Origin of the sequence: Escherichia sp. MOD1-EC6162, assembly GCF_002965125.1 — a bacterium.
GTDB classification, from domain to species: Bacteria; Pseudomonadota; Gammaproteobacteria; order Enterobacterales; family Enterobacteriaceae; genus Escherichia; species Escherichia marmotae.
On record NZ_PTSB01000003.1, the window covers coordinates 1 to 19,825 of the forward strand.

The 19,825-nt window shown below is 51.4% G+C and carries 15 protein-coding genes and 1 CRISPR repeat array; of the genes, 8 read left to right on the top strand and 7 right to left on the bottom strand.

Translation table 11 applies throughout. The annotated features are described in order from the left end of the window. The 4 genes from cas1f to A9587_RS24970 all read right to left on the bottom strand — a co-directional run. Nucleotides 1–824 (bottom strand): type I-F CRISPR-associated endonuclease Cas1f (gene cas1f, locus A9587_RS03785; protein WP_105263395.1); only part of this gene is annotated, 824 nt, incomplete at its 3' end. Nucleotides 825–995: 171 nt separating this feature from the next. After that, nucleotides 996–2,706: direct repeats of the CRISPR family, unit length 28 nt; unit sequence TTTCTAAGCTGCCTGTACGGCAGTGAAC. Nucleotides 2,707–2,930: 224 nt separating this feature from the next. Further along, nucleotides 2,931–5,207 carry an ATP-dependent Clp protease ATP-binding subunit ClpA gene (clpA, locus tag A9587_RS03790; protein WP_000934071.1) on the bottom strand — a complete coding sequence of 759 codons (2,277 nt, stop codon included), beginning with the start codon at nucleotides 5,205–5,207 and terminating at the stop codon, nucleotides 2,931–2,933. 30 nt (nucleotides 5,208–5,237) lie between these two features. Then, nucleotides 5,238–5,558 carry an ATP-dependent Clp protease adapter ClpS gene (gene clpS / locus A9587_RS03795; RefSeq protein ID WP_000520777.1) on the bottom strand — a complete coding sequence of 107 codons (321 nt, stop codon included), beginning with the start codon at nucleotides 5,556–5,558 and terminating at the stop codon, nucleotides 5,238–5,240. A 98-nt stretch (nucleotides 5,559–5,656) separates the two neighbouring features. Continuing rightward, nucleotides 5,657–5,731, bottom strand: coding sequence for a hypothetical protein (locus tag A9587_RS24970; protein WP_212741843.1), 75 nt, complete (start codon nucleotides 5,729–5,731; stop codon nucleotides 5,657–5,659). Between the two features lie 149 nt (nucleotides 5,732–5,880). On the opposite strand from A9587_RS24970, the gene cspD reads away from it, so the two are divergent. After that, nucleotides 5,881–6,105, top strand: a complete 225-nt coding sequence (gene cspD, locus A9587_RS03800) for a cold shock-like protein CspD (protein ID WP_000410785.1) — start codon at nucleotides 5,881–5,883, stop codon at nucleotides 6,103–6,105. Nucleotides 6,106–6,177: 72 nt separating this feature from the next. Here cspD and macB read toward each other — a convergent pair whose 3' ends face one another. Then, the gene (gene macB / locus A9587_RS03805) at nucleotides 6,178–8,124 is read right to left on the bottom strand and encodes a macrolide ABC transporter ATP-binding protein/permease MacB (protein WP_085448909.1); all 1,947 of its coding nucleotides are present in this window, start codon (nucleotides 8,122–8,124) and stop codon (nucleotides 6,178–6,180) included. Then, nucleotides 8,121–9,236, bottom strand: coding sequence for a macrolide transporter subunit MacA (gene macA, locus A9587_RS03810; RefSeq protein ID WP_000747340.1), 1,116 nt, complete (start codon nucleotides 9,234–9,236; stop codon nucleotides 8,121–8,123). Before macA ends, macB begins: the two co-directional genes overlap by 4 nt. Nucleotides 9,237–9,394: 158 nt before the next feature. Between macA and A9587_RS03815 the strand changes: the two genes are divergently transcribed. Then, the gene (locus A9587_RS03815; RefSeq protein WP_133053296.1) at nucleotides 9,395–10,345 is read left to right on the top strand and encodes a VirK/YbjX family protein; all 951 of its coding nucleotides are present in this window, start codon (nucleotides 9,395–9,397) and stop codon (nucleotides 10,343–10,345) included. On the opposite strand, the gene A9587_RS03820 is transcribed toward A9587_RS03815, so the two are convergent. Continuing rightward, nucleotides 10,342–12,000, bottom strand: a complete 1,659-nt coding sequence (locus A9587_RS03820) for an ATP-dependent endonuclease (protein WP_000599821.1) — start codon at nucleotides 11,998–12,000, stop codon at nucleotides 10,342–10,344. The genes A9587_RS03815 and A9587_RS03820 overlap by 4 nt on opposite strands. A gap of 424 nt (nucleotides 12,001–12,424) precedes the next feature. On the opposite strand from A9587_RS03820, the gene aqpZ reads away from it, so the two are divergent. The 6 genes from aqpZ to ltaE all read left to right on the top strand — a co-directional run bounded on the left by aqpZ (nucleotide 12,425) and on the right by ltaE (nucleotide 19,824). Further along, nucleotides 12,425–13,120 (top strand): aquaporin Z, encoded by a 696-nt coding sequence (gene aqpZ, locus A9587_RS03825; RefSeq protein WP_001516085.1) that lies wholly within the window; start codon nucleotides 12,425–12,427, stop codon nucleotides 13,118–13,120. 140 nt (nucleotides 13,121–13,260) lie between these two features. Then, entirely contained in the window at nucleotides 13,261–14,160 is a 900-nt protein-coding gene (lysO, locus tag A9587_RS03830) for an L-lysine exporter LysO (RefSeq protein ID WP_000491126.1), read from the top strand. A 142-nt stretch (nucleotides 14,161–14,302) separates the two neighbouring features. After that, on the top strand, nucleotides 14,303–15,955 hold the full coding sequence (gene hcp, locus A9587_RS03835) for a hydroxylamine reductase (RefSeq protein WP_000458827.1): 1,653 nt from the start codon (nucleotides 14,303–14,305) through the stop codon (nucleotides 15,953–15,955). A gap of 11 nt (nucleotides 15,956–15,966) precedes the next feature. Beyond that, nucleotides 15,967–16,935: an NADH oxidoreductase gene (hcr, locus tag A9587_RS03840; protein WP_001516083.1), complete on the top strand. Its 969-nt coding sequence runs from the start codon at nucleotides 15,967–15,969 to the stop codon at nucleotides 16,933–16,935. Between the two features lie 132 nt (nucleotides 16,936–17,067). Beyond that, the gene (gene poxB, locus A9587_RS03845; RefSeq protein WP_000815343.1) at nucleotides 17,068–18,786 is read left to right on the top strand and encodes a ubiquinone-dependent pyruvate dehydrogenase; all 1,719 of its coding nucleotides are present in this window, start codon (nucleotides 17,068–17,070) and stop codon (nucleotides 18,784–18,786) included. Between the two features lie 36 nt (nucleotides 18,787–18,822). Next, the gene (gene ltaE / locus A9587_RS03850; protein WP_000566404.1) at nucleotides 18,823–19,824 is read left to right on the top strand and encodes a low-specificity L-threonine aldolase; all 1,002 of its coding nucleotides are present in this window, start codon (nucleotides 18,823–18,825) and stop codon (nucleotides 19,822–19,824) included. Nucleotide 19,825: the final 1 nt, after the last annotated feature.

The window sequence follows — 19,825 nt, forward strand, 5'->3', positions numbered from 1 at the left end:
GCATCTTTAATCAGATCGGCAAGGTCAAAAACGAGGCCGCCGCGACGTGTTTTACCGTGCATTACTGCTAAACCGTGCGGGATCCCGGTTACCCACGCCGCCACTGCCGCCAGCCCATAAGCCAGATAATTACCCTGATCGAGAAAGCGGTTGGCCATATCAACTCCGCCGCCCCGTTTTGCGCGAGTAAAGTCGCCATAGCCCACGGTTTGGCTCACCATTTTGTAGAGTGCTTTGGTCAACTTGGCCTCTACGAGCATAAGCTGCGTATGGTTTTCTGCCGCGTCTATTTCTTCACGAGTACGATTTAGTAGGGTCTGCAGTGCATTAGCATCAGGCTGAAAGGCGTGTTCACGCTGCATTTTCGCGCTGGTCCAGTGCTTATCAATATGTGTCAGGCGGATTAACTGAAAACGTTTCGCAGCGGCAAGTCGTTTATCTTCAGCAAACCAAAAAGAAACCCACTGCTGAAGATATTCAGTAGGACGATATTCGCTTTGCGGACTGAGCCAGGAGACATCAACATCAACTTCATTTGCCGAATACAGCGGCGTGCCATCCGTACCACAAAAGCCCACCATCACCCCGGCATGGGCAAATTCACGCATCGCCGCCTGAGTAACGGATGTTCCCATCCCCAACATCAATGCCGTGGTATTCGCAATGGGGATATTCCAGTAATACGACTCCTTGCCTTCACTGGTGACATACTCCACTCGCCCACCATTCACCTGCACCCGGCATTTTTCCAGATAATAAATATTGGCACGCCTGGAGTGGAGAATGGTTTTGAGATCAGAAGGAGTAAGGTAATTTGAAGACATAAACACATCCTGTGATTATTTTTATTTGAAGGAGTTAGGATTAGTACAGCATTGATTTCTGTGTGAGAAATTGATTCTCGTCGCAATTATCACAATTGTTATTGTGTGTCACAGCTAATGGTTCGGAGTTGAGAGCGCCATAACGCAGCTAAATTTCTGCCATCATCGTATTTGTGAAACTGCCTGTACGGCAGTGAACACATTTCAACCTTTGTTACTCGCCATAAGTGCTTTCTAAGCTGCCTGTACGGCAGTGAACAAAATGCACGTCCGGTTATTGGGCAAATATCTTTTCTAAGCTGCCTGTACGACAGTGAACGGGTAAACCCCATATGACCCGCTCTGACAAATTTTCTAAGCTGCCTGTACGGCAGTGAACAAAATCCGCGTTGTGTGGGGTGAGATGCACGCTTTCTAAGCTGCCTGTACGGCAGTGAACATTTACCCATTCATCCTGTGCGGCGGTTATTTTTTCTAAGCTGCCTGTACGGCAGTGAACTTGCGGGTACGCCTGGCCACTTCATAACCTTCGCTTTCTAAGCTGCCTGTACGGCAGTGAACGGTTATGAACTGAAGTTTTCAATTGCGCTGCCTTTCTAAGCTGCCTGTACGGCAGTGAACGCTGTGCGTGTCGCGCCCGACGCTACTCAACTTTTCTAAGCTGCCTGTACGGCAGTGAACATTTTTGCTGTGTCTGTCACCGTTTCCCCGCCGTTTCTAAGCTGCCTGTACGGCAGTGAACCCGTACAGTCGATCGCAGTATCACGACGGGCATTTCTAAGCTGCCTGTACGGCAGTGAACAGATAATTGATAAAGGTATATACATCGTTGATTTTCTAAGCTGCCTGTACGGCAGTGAACGCGGCCACTGCCCTGACTGCGGGCCAGTGTGCTTTCTAAGCTGCCTGTACGGCAGTGAACCTACAGTTAATGTTGTTATTGATAACAGTAGCTTTCTAAGCTGCCTGTACGGCAGTGAACGTGGGCTTGTGTATTGCATGGCGCATGGGCAATTTCTAAGCTGCCTGTACGGCAGTGAACCGACGCGCAATCACTGGAATGATGCTGATATGTTTCTAAGCTGCCTGTACGGCAGTGAACATGCCTTCGGATGTTTTCTGGCTGGGCTTGCCTTTCTAAGCTGCCTGTACGGCAGTGAACATATTCGTCAGAACTAATTTCCCGCGAGTATTTTTCTAAGCTGCCTGTACGGCAGTGAACCCGGGAATATTATCGCCCGCGCTGATCATAATTTTCTAAGCTGCCTGTACGGCAGTGAACTCACATCCAACGCTAAATCAGTGTCACGGTGCTTTCTAAGCTGCCTGTACGGCAGTGAACCTATTGCTTATGGGATACCGGGTAACTGGATTTTTCTAAGCTGCCTGTACGGCAGTGAACCGTGGGCGAGGCTGGAGGAGATGACGAAAGATTTTCTAAGCTGCCTGTACGGCAGTGAACGGTGGACTGCGTATTGTAGCGTTCCAGGACGTTTTCTAAGCTGCCTGTACGGCAGTGAACACACAGGACTGGTCCGCGCGGCTGGCGGAGCTTTTCTAAGCTGCCTGTACGGCAGTGAACCACCAGTAATCTCTATACGCTGAATGTTTCGCTTTCTAAGCTGCCTGTACGGCAGTGAACGTCTGATGCCAAAATATCTAATAACCCCGCTGTTTCTAAGCTGCCTGTACGGCAGTGAACACATTGGTTCAGTTGCATTGCCGCCATTTTCATTTCTAAGCTGCCTGTACGGCAGTGAACTGAAGCTGCGAGTATTGCCTGGGAACCGTTAGTTTCTAAGCTGCCTGTACGGCAGTGAACGCACACCCTCAGCAATTCGGTCAGAAAATGATTTTCTAAGCTGCCTGTACGGCAGTGAACTCAAATACTACACGTTTAGCCCGTTGTTAATAAAGCAAAACCATCTCATTTTCCTGCTGCCACCCTTTTTTATCCTTACCGTCCAGCAGCACTAATTATCAACAACTTACCATCATCATCAAAAAAAGGGGCTGAACCTCCCCCACCCCATAAACAAAAAGTCCGTAACCCCTGACGAGATTACGGACTTTATCAACCTACTTAAAAGGCTTCACGACCCCAGATTAATGCGCTGCTTCCGCTTTGTGCTTTTGCGCACTCTGGAACCCGTAGGTCAGCTCATTTTTCTCTTTATCCAGCGCAACAGTGACCTGACCGCCATCCACCAGCGAGCCAAACAGCAGTTCGTTAGCGAGCGGTTTCTTCAGGTTGTCCTGGATGACGCGAGCCATCGGACGTGCGCCCATTGCCCGGTCGTAACCTTTCTCAGCCAGCCAGTTACGTGCTTCCTGGCTCACTTCCAGAGAAACACCTTTCTGATCCAGTTGAACCTGCAACTCGACAATGAATTTATCAACCACCTGATGGATCACGTCGGTTGAGAGATGATCGAACCAGATAATATTGTCGAGACGGTTACGAAACTCTGGCGTAAAGATCTTTTTGATCTCTTCCATCGCATCGGTGCTGTTATCCTGGTGGATAAGCCCAATCGATTTACGCTCGGTTTCACGTACCCCGGCGTTGGTAGTCATCACCAGCACCACGTTACGGAAATCGGCCTTGCGTCCGTTGTTATCGGTCAGCGTGCCGTTGTCCATCACCTGCAACAGGATATTGAACACGTCCGGATGCGCTTTCTCGATTTCGTCCAGCAGCAGCACCGAGTGCGGATGCTTGATGACCGCATCGGTCAGCAGACCACCCTGATCAAAACCGACGTATCCCGGAGGCGCACCAATCAGGCGGCTGACAGTGTGACGTTCCATATACTCGGACATATCAAAGCGCAGAAGCTCAATGCCGAGGGCTTTGGAAAGCTGCACCGTGACCTCGGTTTTGCCGACCCCGGTTGGACCAGCAAACAGGAACGAACCGACCGGTTTATGTTCGTGGCCTAAACCCGCACGCGCCATCTTGATGGCTTCGGTAAGCGCCTCAATGGCTTTATCCTGACCGAAGACCAGCATTTTCAGGCGATCACTGAGGTTTTTCAGAGTATCGCGGTCACTCTGAGAAACACTCTTCTCTGGGATACGTGCGATACGCGCCACCACGGACTCAATATCCGCCACATTGACCGTTTTCTTGCGCTTGCTTACCGGCATCAGACGTGCGCGAGCGCCCGCTTCGTCGATAACGTCAATCGCTTTGTCCGGCAGATGACGATCGTTAATATATTTCACCGCCAGTTCTACCGCCGCACGCACCGCTTTCGCGGTATAACGCACGTCGTGGTGCGCTTCATACTTCGGTTTCAGACCGTTGATGATTTGAACGGTTTCTTCGATCGACGGTTCAGTAATATCGATTTTCTGGAAGCGACGCGCCAGAGCACGATCTTTCTCGAAAATGTTGCTGAACTCCTGATACGTCGTCGAACCTATAACGCGAATTTTACCGCTGGAGAGCAGTGGTTTAATCAGGTTAGCCGCATCCACCTGACCGCCAGAAGCTGCGCCTGCGCCGATGATGGTGTGGATCTCATCGATAAACAGGATGCTGTTGGTATCCTGCTCCAACTGTTTGAGCAACGCTTTGAAACGTTTTTCAAAGTCGCCGCGATATTTAGTTCCCGCTAACAGGGAACCGATATCCAGAGAGTAAATCGTACAGTCAGCCATCACTTCCGGTACATCGCCCTGGACAATACGCCAGGCGAGACCTTCCGCAATCGCAGTTTTACCAACGCCAGACTCGCCAACCAGCAGTGGGTTGTTTTTACGGCGGCGACAGAGAACCTGAATGGCGCGCTCCAGCTCCTTCTCACGACCAATCAGCGGGTCGATTCCTCCCACGCGCGCAAGCTGGTTCAGGTTCGTCGTGAAATTCTCCATACGATCCTCCCCACCAGCTTGTTCTTCACTGCCGGGCTGGTTTCCTGGTTCAGAAGACTGAGATGGCTCGTCTTTACGCGTGCCATGAGAAATAAAGTTCACCACATCAAGACGGCTGACTTCATGTTTGCGCAACAGATAGGCAGCCTGTGACTCCTGTTCGCTAAAGATAGCAACCAGAACATTCGCACCGGTAACCTCACTGCGACCGGAGGACTGAACATGGAAGACCGCACGTTGCAGTACACGCTGAAAACTCAGCGTCGGCTGCGTGTCACGCTCCTCTTCACTGGCAGGCAGAACGGGTGTGGTTTGTTCAATAAAGGCTTCCAGTTCCTGACGGAGCGCCACCAGATCCACGGAACATGCTTCCAGCGCCTCCCGAGCCGACGGGTTACTGAGCAATGCCAGTAACAAGTGCTCGACGGTCATAAACTCATGACGGTGCTCGCGCGCTCTGGCGAAAGCCATGTTTAAACTGAGTTCCAGTTCTTGATTGAGCATAGGCACCTCCCCCAATTTTTATGCCTGCATTCAGGCTTTTTCCAGCGTACACAGCAATGGATGCTCGTTCTCCCTTGCGTACTTGTTCACCATCGCCACTTTGGTTTCTGCAACCTCGGCGGTAAAGATTCCGCAAATGGCCTTCCCCTGATAGTGAACAGCGAGCATCAATTGCGTTGCACGTTCTACATCATAAGAAAAGAATTTTTGTAACACGTCAATAACAAACTCCATCGGAGTGTAATCATCATTGACTAATATCACTTTATACATAGATGGCGGTTTTAGCGCGTCACGCACTTTTTCTTCCGCCAGTTGATCAAAGTCCAGCCAGTCGTTCGTTTTACCCATTGTCAGTTATCATCTTCGGTTACGGTTATCGGCAGAACGCTCTGCCGCTGACAAGAGCTTATTTGCCTGACCAATCTACTCCACATAATAGATAATTATCATCTATCGTTGGCATCAGCGACATCAGTCACATTACTGTCAATAGCGTTAACTGCTTCAAATTTTTGATGCATACCTACCCCCAGCCCCCTGTCAAACGCTTGACGGCTCGCCCTATTTCTCTAAATTGTATTTCTAGAGTTGGCGAGGTTTTGAACAGCTCCCTCTCTGACCCCGGTTTATTCCATCTTACTTGTATAAGATTTGCGAAGGATGTCGAAGCATGGAAAAGGGTACTGTTAAGTGGTTCAACAATGCCAAAGGGTTTGGTTTCATCTGCCCTGAAGGCGGCGGCGAAGATATTTTCGCTCATTATTCCACCATCCAGATGGATGGTTACAGAACGCTAAAAGCTGGGCAATCCGTTCAGTTTGATGTCCACCAGGGGCCAAAAGGCAATCATGCCAGTGTCATTGTGCCCGTCGAAGTAGAAGCTGCAGTCGCATAGCTCTTCTGTCTCATTGTGTACATCCTACAGGCAAAATGCCAGCCCGATCGGCTGGCATTTTTATCTCAAATATTACTCCCGTGCCAGAGCATCCACTGGATCCAGTTTTGCCGCATTTCGCGCAGGCAGCCAGCCAAATAAAATCCCGGTAACGGTTGAACAAAGAAACGCCAGTAGCAGCGCCAGCGGAGAAAAACCAATTTCCCAACCGGGTAAAAAAAGCTGCAATGTGAAAGCGATTAACAGTGACAGCGTTATCCCCAGCGCACCACCCACCAGACAAACCAGCACGGCTTCAATCAGAAATTGTTGCAACACATCGCTGGCGCGCGCGCCCACGGCCATGCGGATACCAATTTCCCGCGTCCGCTCTGTCACCGATACCAGCATAATATTCATGACGCCAATGCCGCCCACCACCAGCGAAATCACCGCCACCAGTGTCAGAAACAGTTGTAAAGTACGTGTGGTCTTTTCGACCGTTTTCAAGACACCGTCCATGTTCCAGGTGAAGAAATCCTTTTTGCCGTGGCGCAGCGACAACAAACGGGTGAGTTGCTGTTCAGCTTCAGCGCTGTCAAAGCCTTCTTTCACTCTTACGGTAATGGAGTTAAGCCACGACTGCCCCATAACCCGCCCGGACATGGTGCTGTAAGGCAACCACACGCGCAGCACTTTACTACTGCCAAACATCGACTGTTTCTCTTCCGCCACGCCGATGACCCTCGCTGGCATATTACCGACAAGAATCACCTCGCCAACCACATCCGCTTTATGCGGAAAAAGCTGACGGCGGGTATTACTGTCGAGAACAACTACCTGCGCGCGACCATTCAGTTGCTCCTGATTAAAGGTGTTCCCTTCGCTGAAACTCATACCATAAACATTAAAATAGTCCCCGCTTACGCCGTTGGCGCTGGCAGCAACATCAACATTGTTATAACGCAGGCGCAGGTTTTGCGAGACGGCGGGTGTGGCAGAAGCGACCCACGGTTGTTTTTGAATGGCGATTAAATCGTCGTACTTCAGCGCCTGCTGATATTGCGGATCGTCATCGCCAAAATCTTTCCCGGGATAGACATCAATAGTATTAGTACCAATAGAACGAATATCCGCCAGTACCATTTGTTTAGCCGCGTCGCCCACCACGACAATAGATACCACCGACGCAATACCGATAATAATCCCCAGCATGGTCAGTAAAGTACGCATTTTATTGGCTGCCAGCGCGCGCCACGCCATCGTCAGCGCCTCGTTAAAACCGCTGACGAACTGCCGCCAGCCAGACGCCGTTTTGACACCCGGTTCGCTGTTGGCTGCAGCAGTATTTTTTTCAATAGCAGGTGGATTACGCACAATTTCGCCGTCGTGAATTTCGATCACCCGCTCTGCCTGGGCGGCAACCTGCGGATCATGAGTGACGATAATCACCGTGTGCCCGCGATCGCGCAACTGATGCAGGACAGTCATCACCTCTTCACCGGAATGGCTGTCCAGCGCGCCTGTCGGTTCATCAGCGAGGATCACCTGCCCACCGTTCATCAACGCGCGGGCGATACTGACTCGCTGTTGTTGACCACCGGAAAGCTGAGCAGGGTAATACTCTGCGCGCTCTTCCAGCCCCAGTCGTTGCAGTAATTGCCGGGCGCGCAGCAGTCGCTGTTTACGCTCAAGGCCAGCATAGACGGCGGGAACTTCAACGTTCTGCTCGGCGGTTAAATGCGAAAGCAGGTGGTAACGCTGGAAAATAAAGCCAAAATGCTCGCGACGGAGCTGCGCCAGCGCATCGGCGTCCAGCGTGGCAACATCCTGACCGGCGACGCGATAGGTGCCGCTTGTGGCTTTATCCAGGCAGCCGAGGATATTCATCAGGGTCGATTTACCGGAACCCGAAGCGCCGACAATCGCCACCATCTCTCCGGCATAAATATCCAGAGTGATCCCCTTCAGCACCTCAACCTGCTCATCTCCCGCGGGATAGCTACGGCGAATATCCTTCAATTCGAGCAAAGGCGTCATTGCGCAGCTCCTGGTTTGGCCTCACCAATCACCACTTCTTCGCCCACTTCCAGCCCTTTGACAATCTCAACATCGGTATCGTTACGTGCGCCAATCGTTACTTCACGCTCGCGCGTTTCTCCATTACGTAGCAGTTTGATCTTATAGCGGTTATCGCCAACCGGATCGCCTAACGCCGACAGTGGGATTGTCAGCACGTTTTTCACATCAGTGAGCTGAATGTGCACCTGTGCAGTCATATCCAGCCGCAACAGACCATCGGGGTTTGGTACTTCAAAACGGGCGTAATAGAAAATAGCGTCGTTGACCTTTTCCGGTGTTGGCAACACATCTTTAATCTGCCCTTCATAGCGCGTCAGCGGATCGCCAAGCACCGTAAACCAGGCTTTTTGCCCCGGCTTCAGGTGGATAACATCCGCTTCAGAAACCTGCGCTTTTACCAGCATGGTACTCATATCTGCCAGCGTCAAAATGTTCGGCGCTTGTTGTGCGGCAATCACCGTCTGCCCTTGCAGGGTAGTGATTTGCGTGACTTCCCCGGCCATCGGAGCAACGATGCGGGTGTAATCGAGATTGGTTTTAGCTGTGTCGAGAGAGGCCTGATTGCGTTTGATTTGCGCATCAATGGTGCCAATCTGCGCCTGTTTAACAGCCATTTCAGTCGCAGCAGTGTCGAGATCCTGCTGTGAAACGGCCTGCGTTTGCGCCAGTCGTTGCTGGCGAGAGTATGTCACCCGAGCCAGTTTCAGTTCTGCTTCCGCCTGCTGACGTTGTGCGCGCAGCTCCATCAGCGTCGCTTCCACTTCCTTGATCTGGTTTTCAGCCTGTTCTGGATCAATAACGCCTAAAAGCTGATCTTTTTTCACTTTATCGCCAATCGCCACCGACAGCGTTTTCAACTGACCGCTGACCTGCGCGCCAACATCAACTTTACGCAACGCGTCGAGCTTTCCGGTCGCCAGCACGCTTTGCTGCAAATCACCGGGGCGCACTATCAATGTCTGATAAGTTGGCACCGGCGCATTGAGAATTTTCCACAATGCAACCAACCCGGCAATGACTATCACCAGCGCAATAACGTAACGCTTCTTAATGTTTCTTCGCTTTTTCATAAATATATTGAGTACTCCATACGCGCATCCGGGCGTTGTTAACATCAACAAAATATCAACAAAACCCTAAAATTTCCGTTAGTAATCACATTATTGATGTTTGGTTAAGATTTCCGATGGTGAAATCGACGCTATGTATAATCATTGATTTTGTGAATATGTCACAACTTACTGAACGGGCTTTTACGCCATCTGAATCTCTTAGCAGCATGTCTCTTTTCCTTAGTCTGGCTGGTGGCCAGTGGCGACCAGGTAAATTCTGGCATCGCCGTAGCTTTCGCCAGAAATTTTTGCTGCGCTCTTTGATTATGCCGCGTTTAAGCGTTGAGTGGATGAACGAACTATCCCACTGGCCGAACCTCAATACGCTGTTAACACGCCAGCCGCGACTGCCTGTTCGTCTGCATCGCCCTTACCTTGCCGCCAATCTTAACCGCAAACAATTACTGGAGGCGTTACGTTACCATTATGCATTGCTGCGTGCCTGCATGTCGGCGGAAGAATTCAGCTTATATTTGAATACCCCCGGGCTGCAACTGGCGAAGCTGGAAGGAAAAAACGGCGAGCAGTTCACGCTTGAACTGACCATGATGATCTCAATGGATAAAGAAGGTGACAGCACGATCCTGTTCCGTAACAGCGAGGGCATCCCTCTGGCAGAGATCACCTTCACTCTGTGTGAGTACCAGGGAAAAAGAACGCTGTTTATTGGTGGACTGCAAGGCGCGAAATGGGAAATTCCGCACCAGGAAATCCAGAATGCGACGAAAGCCTGCCACGGTCTGTTTCCAAAACGTCTGGTGATGGAAGCGGTCTGTCTCTTTGCCCAACGCTTACAGGTTGAGCAGATTATTGCCGTCAGCAATGAAACGCATATTTATCGCAGCCTGCGCTATCGCGATAAAGAAGGAAAAATCCATGCGGACTATAACGCGTTCTGGGAGTCGGTTGGCGGCGAATGCGATGCCGAACGGCATTACCGACTTCCTGGTCAGATAGTACGAAAAGAAGTTGCTGAAATAGCCAGTAAAAAACGAGCTGAATACCGTCGCCGCTATGAGATGCTCGACGCTATTCAGCCACAGATGGCAACGATGTTTCGCGGTTAATCTGCCCGACCGCGCGCCAGCCACAGCACGCGCGAGAACATTTTTTTCAGCAATGCCGGTACGGACTCCACACCACGGCGTCCGGCCTCCATTGCAACCTCAATGGCGAGATCGGGTTTGGAAGAGCGATGGATCGCCTTCGAGATGATTTTGCGCAGATTCATCGGTACATTTTCCGGGATTTGCGCCACGCGATGGAATACATCGGAAAATCCCTGGCGATACATAAAATGCTCCATATCCAGCGCCGGTAATGCCGTTAAATGCTCTCGTTCAGCTTCCCGATCGTTATTCAACAGGCTGCGCACCGTAGCGGCATACTTCTTCCCGGCTTCATCGCCATCGACCAGCACATGCCACTCAATCCCCATCCGGCGGGCAAATTTAACCAGCGGTTTTAATCCTGACTGGGCAAATTCAATGACCTTGATCCCTTCAGCATCAAAATGATGCCCACACTGGCGCGCCAGTTCGTTAATAACCCAGGTTTCTGTTTCCCCTTCCACCAGCAACCAACAACGGGCAAACAGCGATGACGGACGGTTAAAACGAATGTGAAAGGATATGCGTCGGCTATCTTCGGTACTCAAGCCACTCGGCCCCAGACGCCATGCGGCAACGCGAGAAGATTCACGCACCAGACGGCAAACATGCTCTACCGGCGTTAACGAAAGCAGCTCGCCAGAGTTGGTGGTAGCAATACGCTGCAATGGCAGAAGGTTCAACAGATGCCAGGCGACTGAAAGCATAATCGGATGCAGGCGCGTTTCCGGATCTTCTATCAACAATAACGGACGCGCGTCTTTATCCAGCCGCAATGTGCCTTTTGCCTGTAGCAAAGTCGCAAATAGCCCAAGCAAAATAACCCGATACGAACGACCTCCAGGCCGGTCAATCATCCGGTTGATGATATCCAGATAACGCCAGCTCCGTTGCTCATTGCTGGCCCGCCGCCGCATTAAGCGGTATCTCGCCTGCCCGGCTCCCTGCTCCGAAAAATAATGCTCAAGCAGTTGCACCATTGCCGAAAGCCCCTGACGAATCTGCCCGTCAGTAAGATTTTGTGGATGTGAGGATAATTCACGGGCAAGAAAATCCAACTGGCGCGCGGTAACTTCCACATTGGGCACATTTGGTACAGTTCCGTTGCGAATACGGCGCATAAAGCGGGCATCACGCAAGCGCAGAACAGGCATCAACCGCACCAGATGACGCGCCTGATCGTTAATATCATCAACCTCAATCGGATGCCCGTCTTTATCAAGAAAACTGCGCAGCGTCATCACGCTGCCATCTTCCGCACACTCCCCTTCCAGACGATAAAAAATGCGGTGATAACCATCGACGCACGGCGTCCAGCATGTTTCAAGTGGGCGATAACGGCGAACACGATGCCGCCCTGGCAGCGATTCACGAAAGGTCAGAATGATATGCAGATGGTGTTCCCGGCCATTGATATCGCCCGGCGGAAACCAGAAATCGTCGCGTTCAAAATGGTAGAGATCTGATTCTGGCGATAGCAGTAGGGTTAGCGCATCCAGCAAACTGGATTTACCCCACGCGTTCTCGCCAATCAGGACGTTGTTTTGTTCCAGCATCAACGATAGTCGGTTGATACCACGAAAGCCCACAATTTCAACGCGCTCAAGAATCATATCCCCTCCAGAAATATGTTACTTATCCTTTACTCCGGCAGTATAACGGGAAAGCCCCCAGGAATACGTGATGACATCACACTTAAGCATGGCAAATGTCTGAAAAATGAGCGAATAATTGTGTCAGACGCCCTCTCACTGATTTCCCCCAAAAAACAATAAAATCAAATGATTAATCTTGTGTATTATTTTTATTACCCCCAAAGGTTTAATTTCGTGGTTTGCACTACACTGTCAATCAGGCAAATGACTATATGGGGGAACCCTCATTTGTTCTAAATCAAAATTACTGGATTTATTTATCTGGCGAATGACTCAGCTTCGTTTTTAAAATACCCACGCATTATTTCTGTCGTCACTTTTTTACGACGACCCTATAAAACGACCATATTTTTCACAGGGTCAATTTTTAATTGAGGTGGATATGTTCAGAAAATTAGCAGCAGAATGTTTTGGTACTTTCTGGCTTGTATTTGGTGGCTGCGGTAGCGCTGTGCTGGCGGCAACATTTCCGGAATTAGGTATTGGCTTTGCTGGTGTCGCGCTGGCGTTTGGTCTGACAGTACTGACCATGGCCTTCGCTGTTGGTCATATTTCTGGTGGTCATTTTAACCCGGCAGTCACTATTGGTTTATGGGCTGGCGGTCGTTTCCCGGCAAAAGAAGTCGTTGGCTACGTCATTGCCCAGGTTGTTGGCGGTATTGTTGCGGCGGCACTGCTGTATTTAATCGCCAGCGGTAAAGCCGGATTTGACGCGGCGGCCAGCGGTTTTGCGTCTAACGGTTATGGTGAGCATTCACCTGGCGGCTATTCCATGCTTTCTGCATTGGTTGTTGAACTGGTATTGAGCGCTGGTTTCTTGCTGGTGATCCACGGTGCGACCGACAAATTCGCGCCGGCGGGTTTTGCGCCGATTGCCATTGGTCTGGCATTAACGCTGATTCACTTAATCAGTATTCCGGTCACTAACACCTCCGTTAACCCGGCGCGCAGCACTGCGGTTGCTATCTTCCAGGGGGGCTGGGCGTTAGAACAACTGTGGTTCTTCTGGGTAGTGCCCATTGTCGGCGGTATTATTGGTGGTCTGATTTACCGGACACTGCTGGAAAAACGCGATTAATTAACGCAGAAGGCCTGACGCAATGTCAGGCCTTCTTATTTGCATAACGTTTCCTTTTAATTGCAACTTTACTCATCCTTCCGCTTTCAGTAGTGTGTCATCGCGCATTCCGATTTCTTCTTTGCAAGGGCTGAGTTTTCATGTTTTCTGGGCTGTTAATCATTCTGGTGCCACTCATTGTGGGTTACCTCATTCCGCTTCGCCAAAAAGCTGCGTTAAAACGCATTAATCAGTTATTAAGCTGGATGGTCTATCTCATTCTCTTTTTTATGGGTATTAGCCTGGCGTTCCTTGATAATCTCGCCAGTAATTTGCTGGCGATCCTGCATTATTCCGCCGTCAGTATTACCGTTATTTTGCTATGCAATATTGTCGCCTTGCTGTGGCTGGAGCGTGGTTTGCCATGGCGTAATCACCACCAGCAAGAGAAATTACCGTCACGTATTGCGATGGCACTGGAGTCGCTAAAACTGTGCGGCGTAGTAGTGATTGGTTTTGCCATTGGCCTTAGCGGATTAGGTTTCTTACAACACGCCACTGAAGCCAGCGAATACACGTTAATTCTGTTACTTTTCCTCGTCGGTATTCAGCTACGCAATAATGGCATGACCTTAAAGCAGATTGTCCTTAATCGCCGGGGTATGATTGTCGCTGTGGTAGTGGTTGCCAGTTCATTAATTGGCGGTTTAATTAACGCCTTTATTCTTGATCTCCCTATCAACACCGCGCTGGCAATGGCCTCCGGTTTCGGCTGGTATTCTCTTTCCGGTATATTGTTGACCGAATCTTTTGGCCCGGTAATCGGTAGCGCAGCGTTTTTTAATGATCTGGCACGAGAGCTGATCGCCATCATGCTAATCCCCGGCCTTATCCGTCGCAGTCGCTCAACGGCGCTGGGTTTGTGCGGTGCCACATCGATGGATTTCACCCTGCCCGTTCTTCAGCGTACAGGTGGTCTGGAGATGGTCCCGGCGGCGATTGTTCACGGTTTTATTCTTAGCCTGCTGGTGCCCATTCTGATCGCCCTTTTCTCCGCGTAATACCTCTCTGGCGGTAGAACCCTGCCGCCAAAATTGCGCTAAATCAATCTCCCTTAAAGTTGCAACAAAAATCCCTTTTATCCCCGCGTTAAGCGTCTTAACCTTAAACATGTATATTAAATATAACTTTAAAGGTGTGATCATGTTTTGTGTGCAATGTGAACAAACTATCCGTACTCCGGCAGGAAACGGCTGCTCATACGCGCAGGGGATGTGTGGTAAAACGGCGGAAACCTCTGACCTTCAGGACTTACTGATTGCGGCGCTGCAAGGGCTTTCTGCCTGGGCGGTAAAAGCACGTGAATACGGCATCATCAACCACGACGTAGACAGCTTCGCTCCGCGTGCATTTTTCTCAACGCTGACTAACGTTAACTTCGATTCTCCTCGTATTGTCGGCTACGCCCGTGAAGCGATTGCCCTGCGTGAGGCGCTGAAAGCACAATGCCTGGCAGTAGATGCAAACGCCCGCGTCGATAACCCGATGGCTGACTTGCAACTGGTGAGCGATGATCTCGGTGAACTGCAACGTCAGGCGGCGGAATTTACGCCAAATAAAGATAAAGCAACGATTGGCGAAAATATTCTCGGCCTGCGTCTGCTCTGCCTGTATGGTCTGAAAGGTGCGGCGGCCTATATGGAACACGCTCACGTTCTCGGTCAGTACGACAACGATATTTACGCCCAGTACCATAAAATCATGGCATGGCTGGGAACCTGGCCTTCCGATATGAACGCACTTCTCGAGTGTTCCATGGAAATCGGCCAGATGAACTTCAAAGTGATGAGCATTCTGGATGCAGGCGAAACCGGTAAATACGGTCATCCGACACCGACTCAGGTCAACGTCAAAGCTACAGCGGGTAAATGCATTCTGATTTCCGGCCACGATCTTAAAGATCTCTATAACCTGCTGGAACAGACCGAAGGCACGGGCGTTAACGTCTACACCCACGGCGAAATGTTGCCTGCTCACGGCTACCCGGAGCTGCGTAAATTCAAGCATCTGGTCGGTAACTACGGCAGTGGCTGGCAGAATCAACAAGTTGAGTTCGCTCGCTTCCCTGGCCCTATCGTGATGACCTCTAACTGCATCATCGACCCAACCGTCGGCGCTTATGACGATCGTATCTGGACCCGCAGCATTGTTGGCTGGCCGGGCGTGCGTCATCTGGATGGTGAAGATTTCTCTGCGGTCATCGCCCAGGCGCAACAAATGGCGGGCTTCCCGTACAGCGAAATTCCGCATCTGATCACCGTAGGTTTTGGTCGTCAGACGCTGCTTGGCGCAGCCGATACGCTGATTGATCTGGTGAGCCGTGAAAAACTGCGTCATATCTTCCTGCTTGGCGGCTGTGACGGTGCCCGTGGTGAACGTCACTATTTCACCGATTTCGCTACCAGCGTGCCGGATGACTGCCTGATCCTGACGCTCGCCTGCGGTAAATATCGCTTTAACAAACTTGAGTTTGGCAATATCGAAGGTCTGCCGCGTCTGGTGGATGCCGGCCAGTGTAACGATGCATACTCAGCGATTATTCTGGCTGTCACCCTGGCAGAAAAACTGGGTTGCGGTGTCAACGATCTGCCACTCTCGCTGGTACTCTCCTGGTTTGAACAGAAGGCAATTGTTATTCTGCTGACGCTGCTTTCTCTGGGCGTGAAAAATATCGTCACCGGCCCGACTGCACCAGGCTTCCTGACCCCAGACCTGCTGGCGGTGCTGAATGAGAAATTCGGCCTGCGTTCTATCACCACTGTTGAAGAAGACATGAAGCAACTGTTGAGCGCGTAAGGAGTTTATCGATGACGATGCCAACGAATCAATGCCCGTGGCGGATGCAGGTTCATCACATTAAGCAAGAAACACCGGATGTGTGGACGCTTTCCCTGATTTGCCACGATTACTATCCGTATCGCGCCGGGCAATATGCGCTGGTCAGCGTGCGTAACTCAGCAGAAACGCTGCGTGCGTATACCATTTCCTCCACGCCAGGCGTGAGTGAATACATCACCCTGACCGTGCGGCGGATTGATGACGGTGTCGGCTCCCAGTGGCTGACTCGCGAGGTGAAACGCGGTGACTATCTCTGGCTTTCGGATGCGATGGGGGAATTTACCTGCGACGATAAAACAGAAGAGAAATTCCTGTTACTGGCAGCAGGCTGCGGTGTCACACCAATTATGTCGATGCGTCGCTGGCTGGCGAAAAATCGTCCGCAGGCCGATGTACAGGTGATCTACAACGTGCGCACACCGCAGGATGTCATTTTTGCCGACGAATGGCGCAACTATCCGGTGACGCTGGTGGCAGAAAATAACGTCAGCGAGGGCTTTATCGCTGGTCGCCTGACTCGCGAACTGCTGGAAAGCGTTCCTGACCTGGCTTCGCGTACCGTGATGACCTGTGGCCCGGCTCCGTATATGGATTGGGTGGAACAGGAAGTGAAAGCACTTGGCGTAACACGCTTCTTTAAAGAGAAGTTCTTCACGCCGGTGGCGGACGCTGCGACCAGTGGTCTGAAATTCACCAAATTACAACCGGCACAAGAATTTTATGCCCCGGTTGGCACCACGCTGCTGGAGGCGCTGGAAAGCAATAAAGTTCCGGTCGTCGCCGCCTGTCGTGCGGGTGTTTGCGGCTGCTGTAAAACAAAAGTAATTTCTGGCGAATACACGGTGAGCAGCACCATGACGCTGACTGACGCCGAAATCGCTGAGGGTTACGTGCTGGCCTGTTCCTGCCATCCGCAGGGAGATATGGTTCTCGCGTAATCGCATTATGCCCGATGATATTCCTGTCATCGGGCAATTTAACTGTTAGTGCCCCCTTTTTCTCCCATCCCTTCCCTCTCCGTCAGATGAACTAAACTTGTAACCGTTATCACATTCAGGAGACGGAAAACCATGAAACAAACGGTTGCAGCTTATATCGCTAAAACGCTCGAATCGGCTGGGGTGAAACGTATCTGGGGAGTGACGGGCGACTCGCTTAACGGCCTCAGCGACAGCCTTAATCGTATGGGCACTATCGAGTGGATGTCCACCCGCCATGAAGAAGTCGCGGCCTTTGCCGCTGGCGCTGAAGCCCAGCTTTCAGGAGAACTGGCGGTCTGCGCCGGATCGTGTGGGCCAGGCAACCTGCACTTAATCAACGGCCTGTTCGACTGTCATCGTAATCACGTTCCGGTACTGGCGATTGCCGCCCATATTCCTTCCAGCGAAATTGGTAGCGGTTATTTTCAGGAGACCCACCCGCAAGAGTTATTCCGCGAATGTAGTCACTATTGCGAGCTGGTTTCCAGCCCGGAGCAGATCCCGCAAGTACTGGCGATCGCCATGCGCAAAGCGGTGCTTAACCGTGGCGTTTCGGTGGTCGTTTTACCGGGCGATGTGGCGTTAAAACCTGCGCCAGAAGGGGCAACCACCCACTGGTATCACGCGCCACTGCCAATAGTGACGCCGGAAGAAGAAGAGTTACGCAAGCTGGCGCAACTACTGCGTTACTCCAGAAATATTGCACTGATGTGCGGCAGCGGCTGCGCGGGCGCGCATAAAGAGTTAGTAGAGTTTGCCGGGAAAATTAAAGCGCCAATCATCCATGCTCTGCGTGGTAAAGAACATGTCGAATACGATAATCCGTATGATGTCGGAATGACCGGCTTAATCGGTTTCTCATCGGGTTTTCATACCATGATGAATGCCGACACTTTAGTGCTGCTCGGCACCCAATTCCCCTACCGCGCGTTCTACCCGACCGATGCCAAAATTATTCAGATCGATGTCAATCCTGCCAGCATTGGCGCACACAGCAAGGTGGATATGGCGCTGGTGGGCGATATCAAATCAACCCTGCGAGCACTTCTGCCATTGCTGGAAGAAAAAACCGATCGCAAGTTCCTGGATAAAGCGCTGGAAGATTACCGCGATGCCCGTAAAGGGCTGGACGATTTAGCCAAACCGAGCGAGAAAGCGATTCACCCGCAATATCTGGCTCAGCAAATTAGCCATTTTGCTGCCGATGATGCCATCTTTACCTGTGACGTCGGCACACCAACGGTATGGGCTGCGCGTTATCTGAAAATGAACGGTAAGCGTCGCTTGTTAGGTTCGTTTAACCACGGTTCGATGGCTAACGCCATGCCGCAGGCGCTGGGCGCGCAGGCAACCGAGCCAGAACGTCAGGTAGTCGCCATGTGCGGTGATGGCGGTTTTAGTATGTTAATGGGCGATTTCCTCTCGGTGGTACAGATGAAACTACCGGTGAAAATCATCGTCTTTAACAACAGCGTGCTGGGCTTTGTGGCGATGGAGATGAAAGCTGGTGGTTACCTGACAGATGGCACTGAACTGCACGACACCAACTTTGCCCGCATTGCCGAAGCGTGCGGTATTACGGGCATCCGCGTAGAGAAAGCCGCTGAAATCGACGAAGCCCTGCAACGCGCCTTCTCCATCGACGGTCCTGTACTGGTGGATGTGGTCGTCGCGAAAGAAGAGTTAGCAATCCCACCGCAGATTAAACTCGAACAGGCCAAAGGTTTTAGCCTGTATATGTTGCGGGCGATCATTAGCGGACGCGGTGATGAAGTGATCGAACTGGCGAAAACAAACTGGCTAAGGTAAAAAGGGTGGCATTTCCCGTCATAATAAGGACATGCCATGATTGATTTACGCAGTGATACCGTTACCCGACCGAGCCGCGCCATGCTAGAAGCGATGATGGCCGCCCCGGTTGGGGACGACGTTTATGGAGACGACCCTACCGTTAATGCTCTGCAGGACTACGCGGCAGAGCTTTCCGGTAAAGAAGCCGCCATTTTTCTGCCTACCGGCACCCAGGCCAACCTGGTCGCTCTGCTCAGTCACTGCGAACGCGGCGAAGAGTATATTGTCGGTCAGGCAGCACATAACTATTTGTTTGAAGCCGGTGGTGCTGCGGTGCTGGGCAGCATTCAGCCGCAACCTATCGATGCGGCTACCGACGGCACGCTGCCATTGGATAAAGTGGCGATGAAAATCAAACCTGACGATATCCACTTCGCCCGCACAAAGTTGCTTAGTCTGGAAAACACCCACAACGGCAAAGTACTACCGCGTGAATACCTGAAACAGGCATGGGAATTTACCCGCGAGCGCAATCTGGCGCTGCACGTTGACGGCGCTCGCATCTTTAACGCCGTGGTGGCTTATGGCTGCGAACTGAAAGCGATCACGCAATATTGTGATTCGTTCACCATATGTCTGTCGAAAGGTCTTGGTACGCCGGTAGGTTCGCTACTGGTAGGCAATCGTGATTACATTAAACGAGCCATCCGCTGGCGGAAAATGACCGGTGGCGGGATGCGTCAGTCCGGGATCCTGGCGGCCGCCGGGATGTATGCGCTGAAAAATAACGTCGCGCGTTTACAGGAAGACCACGACAATGCCGCCTGGATGGCAGAGCAACTGCGTGAAGCGGGCGCTGATGTGATGCGCCAGGACACCAATATGCTGTTTGTTCGCGTCGGGGAAGAAAATGCTGCTGCGTTGGGTGAATACATGAAAGCGAGAAACGTGCTGATTAACGCCTCACCGATTGTTCGCCTGGTAACACATCTCGACGTCTCGCGTGAACAACTGGCTGAAGTCGCCGCCCACTGGCGCGCTTTCCTGACGCGTTAAG

What these genes read in the sequence shown, in the direction of transcription:
- clpA (WP_000934071.1), bottom strand. Translation starts at nt 5,207, where the DNA reads ATGCTCAATCAAGAACTGGAACTCAGTTTAAACATGGCTTTCGCCAGA.
- clpS (WP_000520777.1), bottom strand. Translation starts at nt 5,558, where the DNA reads ATGGGTAAAACGAACGACTGGCTGGACTTTGATCAACTGGCGGAAGAA.
- cspD (WP_000410785.1), top strand. Translation starts at nt 5,881, where the DNA reads ATGGAAAAGGGTACTGTTAAGTGGTTCAACAATGCCAAAGGGTTTGGT.
- macB (WP_085448909.1), bottom strand. Translation starts at nt 8,124, where the DNA reads ATGACGCCTTTGCTCGAATTGAAGGATATTCGCCGTAGCTATCCCGCG.
- macA (WP_000747340.1), bottom strand. Translation starts at nt 9,236, where the DNA reads ATGAAAAAGCGAAGAAACATTAAGAAGCGTTACGTTATTGCGCTGGTG.
- A9587_RS03815 (WP_133053296.1), top strand. Translation starts at nt 9,395, where the DNA reads ATGTCACAACTTACTGAACGGGCTTTTACGCCATCTGAATCTCTTAGC.
- A9587_RS03820 (WP_000599821.1), bottom strand. Translation starts at nt 12,000, where the DNA reads ATGATTCTTGAGCGCGTTGAAATTGTGGGCTTTCGTGGTATCAACCGA.
- aqpZ (WP_001516085.1), top strand. Translation starts at nt 12,425, where the DNA reads ATGTTCAGAAAATTAGCAGCAGAATGTTTTGGTACTTTCTGGCTTGTA.
- lysO (WP_000491126.1), top strand. Translation starts at nt 13,261, where the DNA reads ATGTTTTCTGGGCTGTTAATCATTCTGGTGCCACTCATTGTGGGTTAC.
- hcp (WP_000458827.1), top strand. Translation starts at nt 14,303, where the DNA reads ATGTTTTGTGTGCAATGTGAACAAACTATCCGTACTCCGGCAGGAAAC.
- hcr (WP_001516083.1), top strand. Translation starts at nt 15,967, where the DNA reads ATGACGATGCCAACGAATCAATGCCCGTGGCGGATGCAGGTTCATCAC.
- poxB (WP_000815343.1), top strand. Translation starts at nt 17,068, where the DNA reads ATGAAACAAACGGTTGCAGCTTATATCGCTAAAACGCTCGAATCGGCT.
- ltaE (WP_000566404.1), top strand. Translation starts at nt 18,823, where the DNA reads ATGATTGATTTACGCAGTGATACCGTTACCCGACCGAGCCGCGCCATG.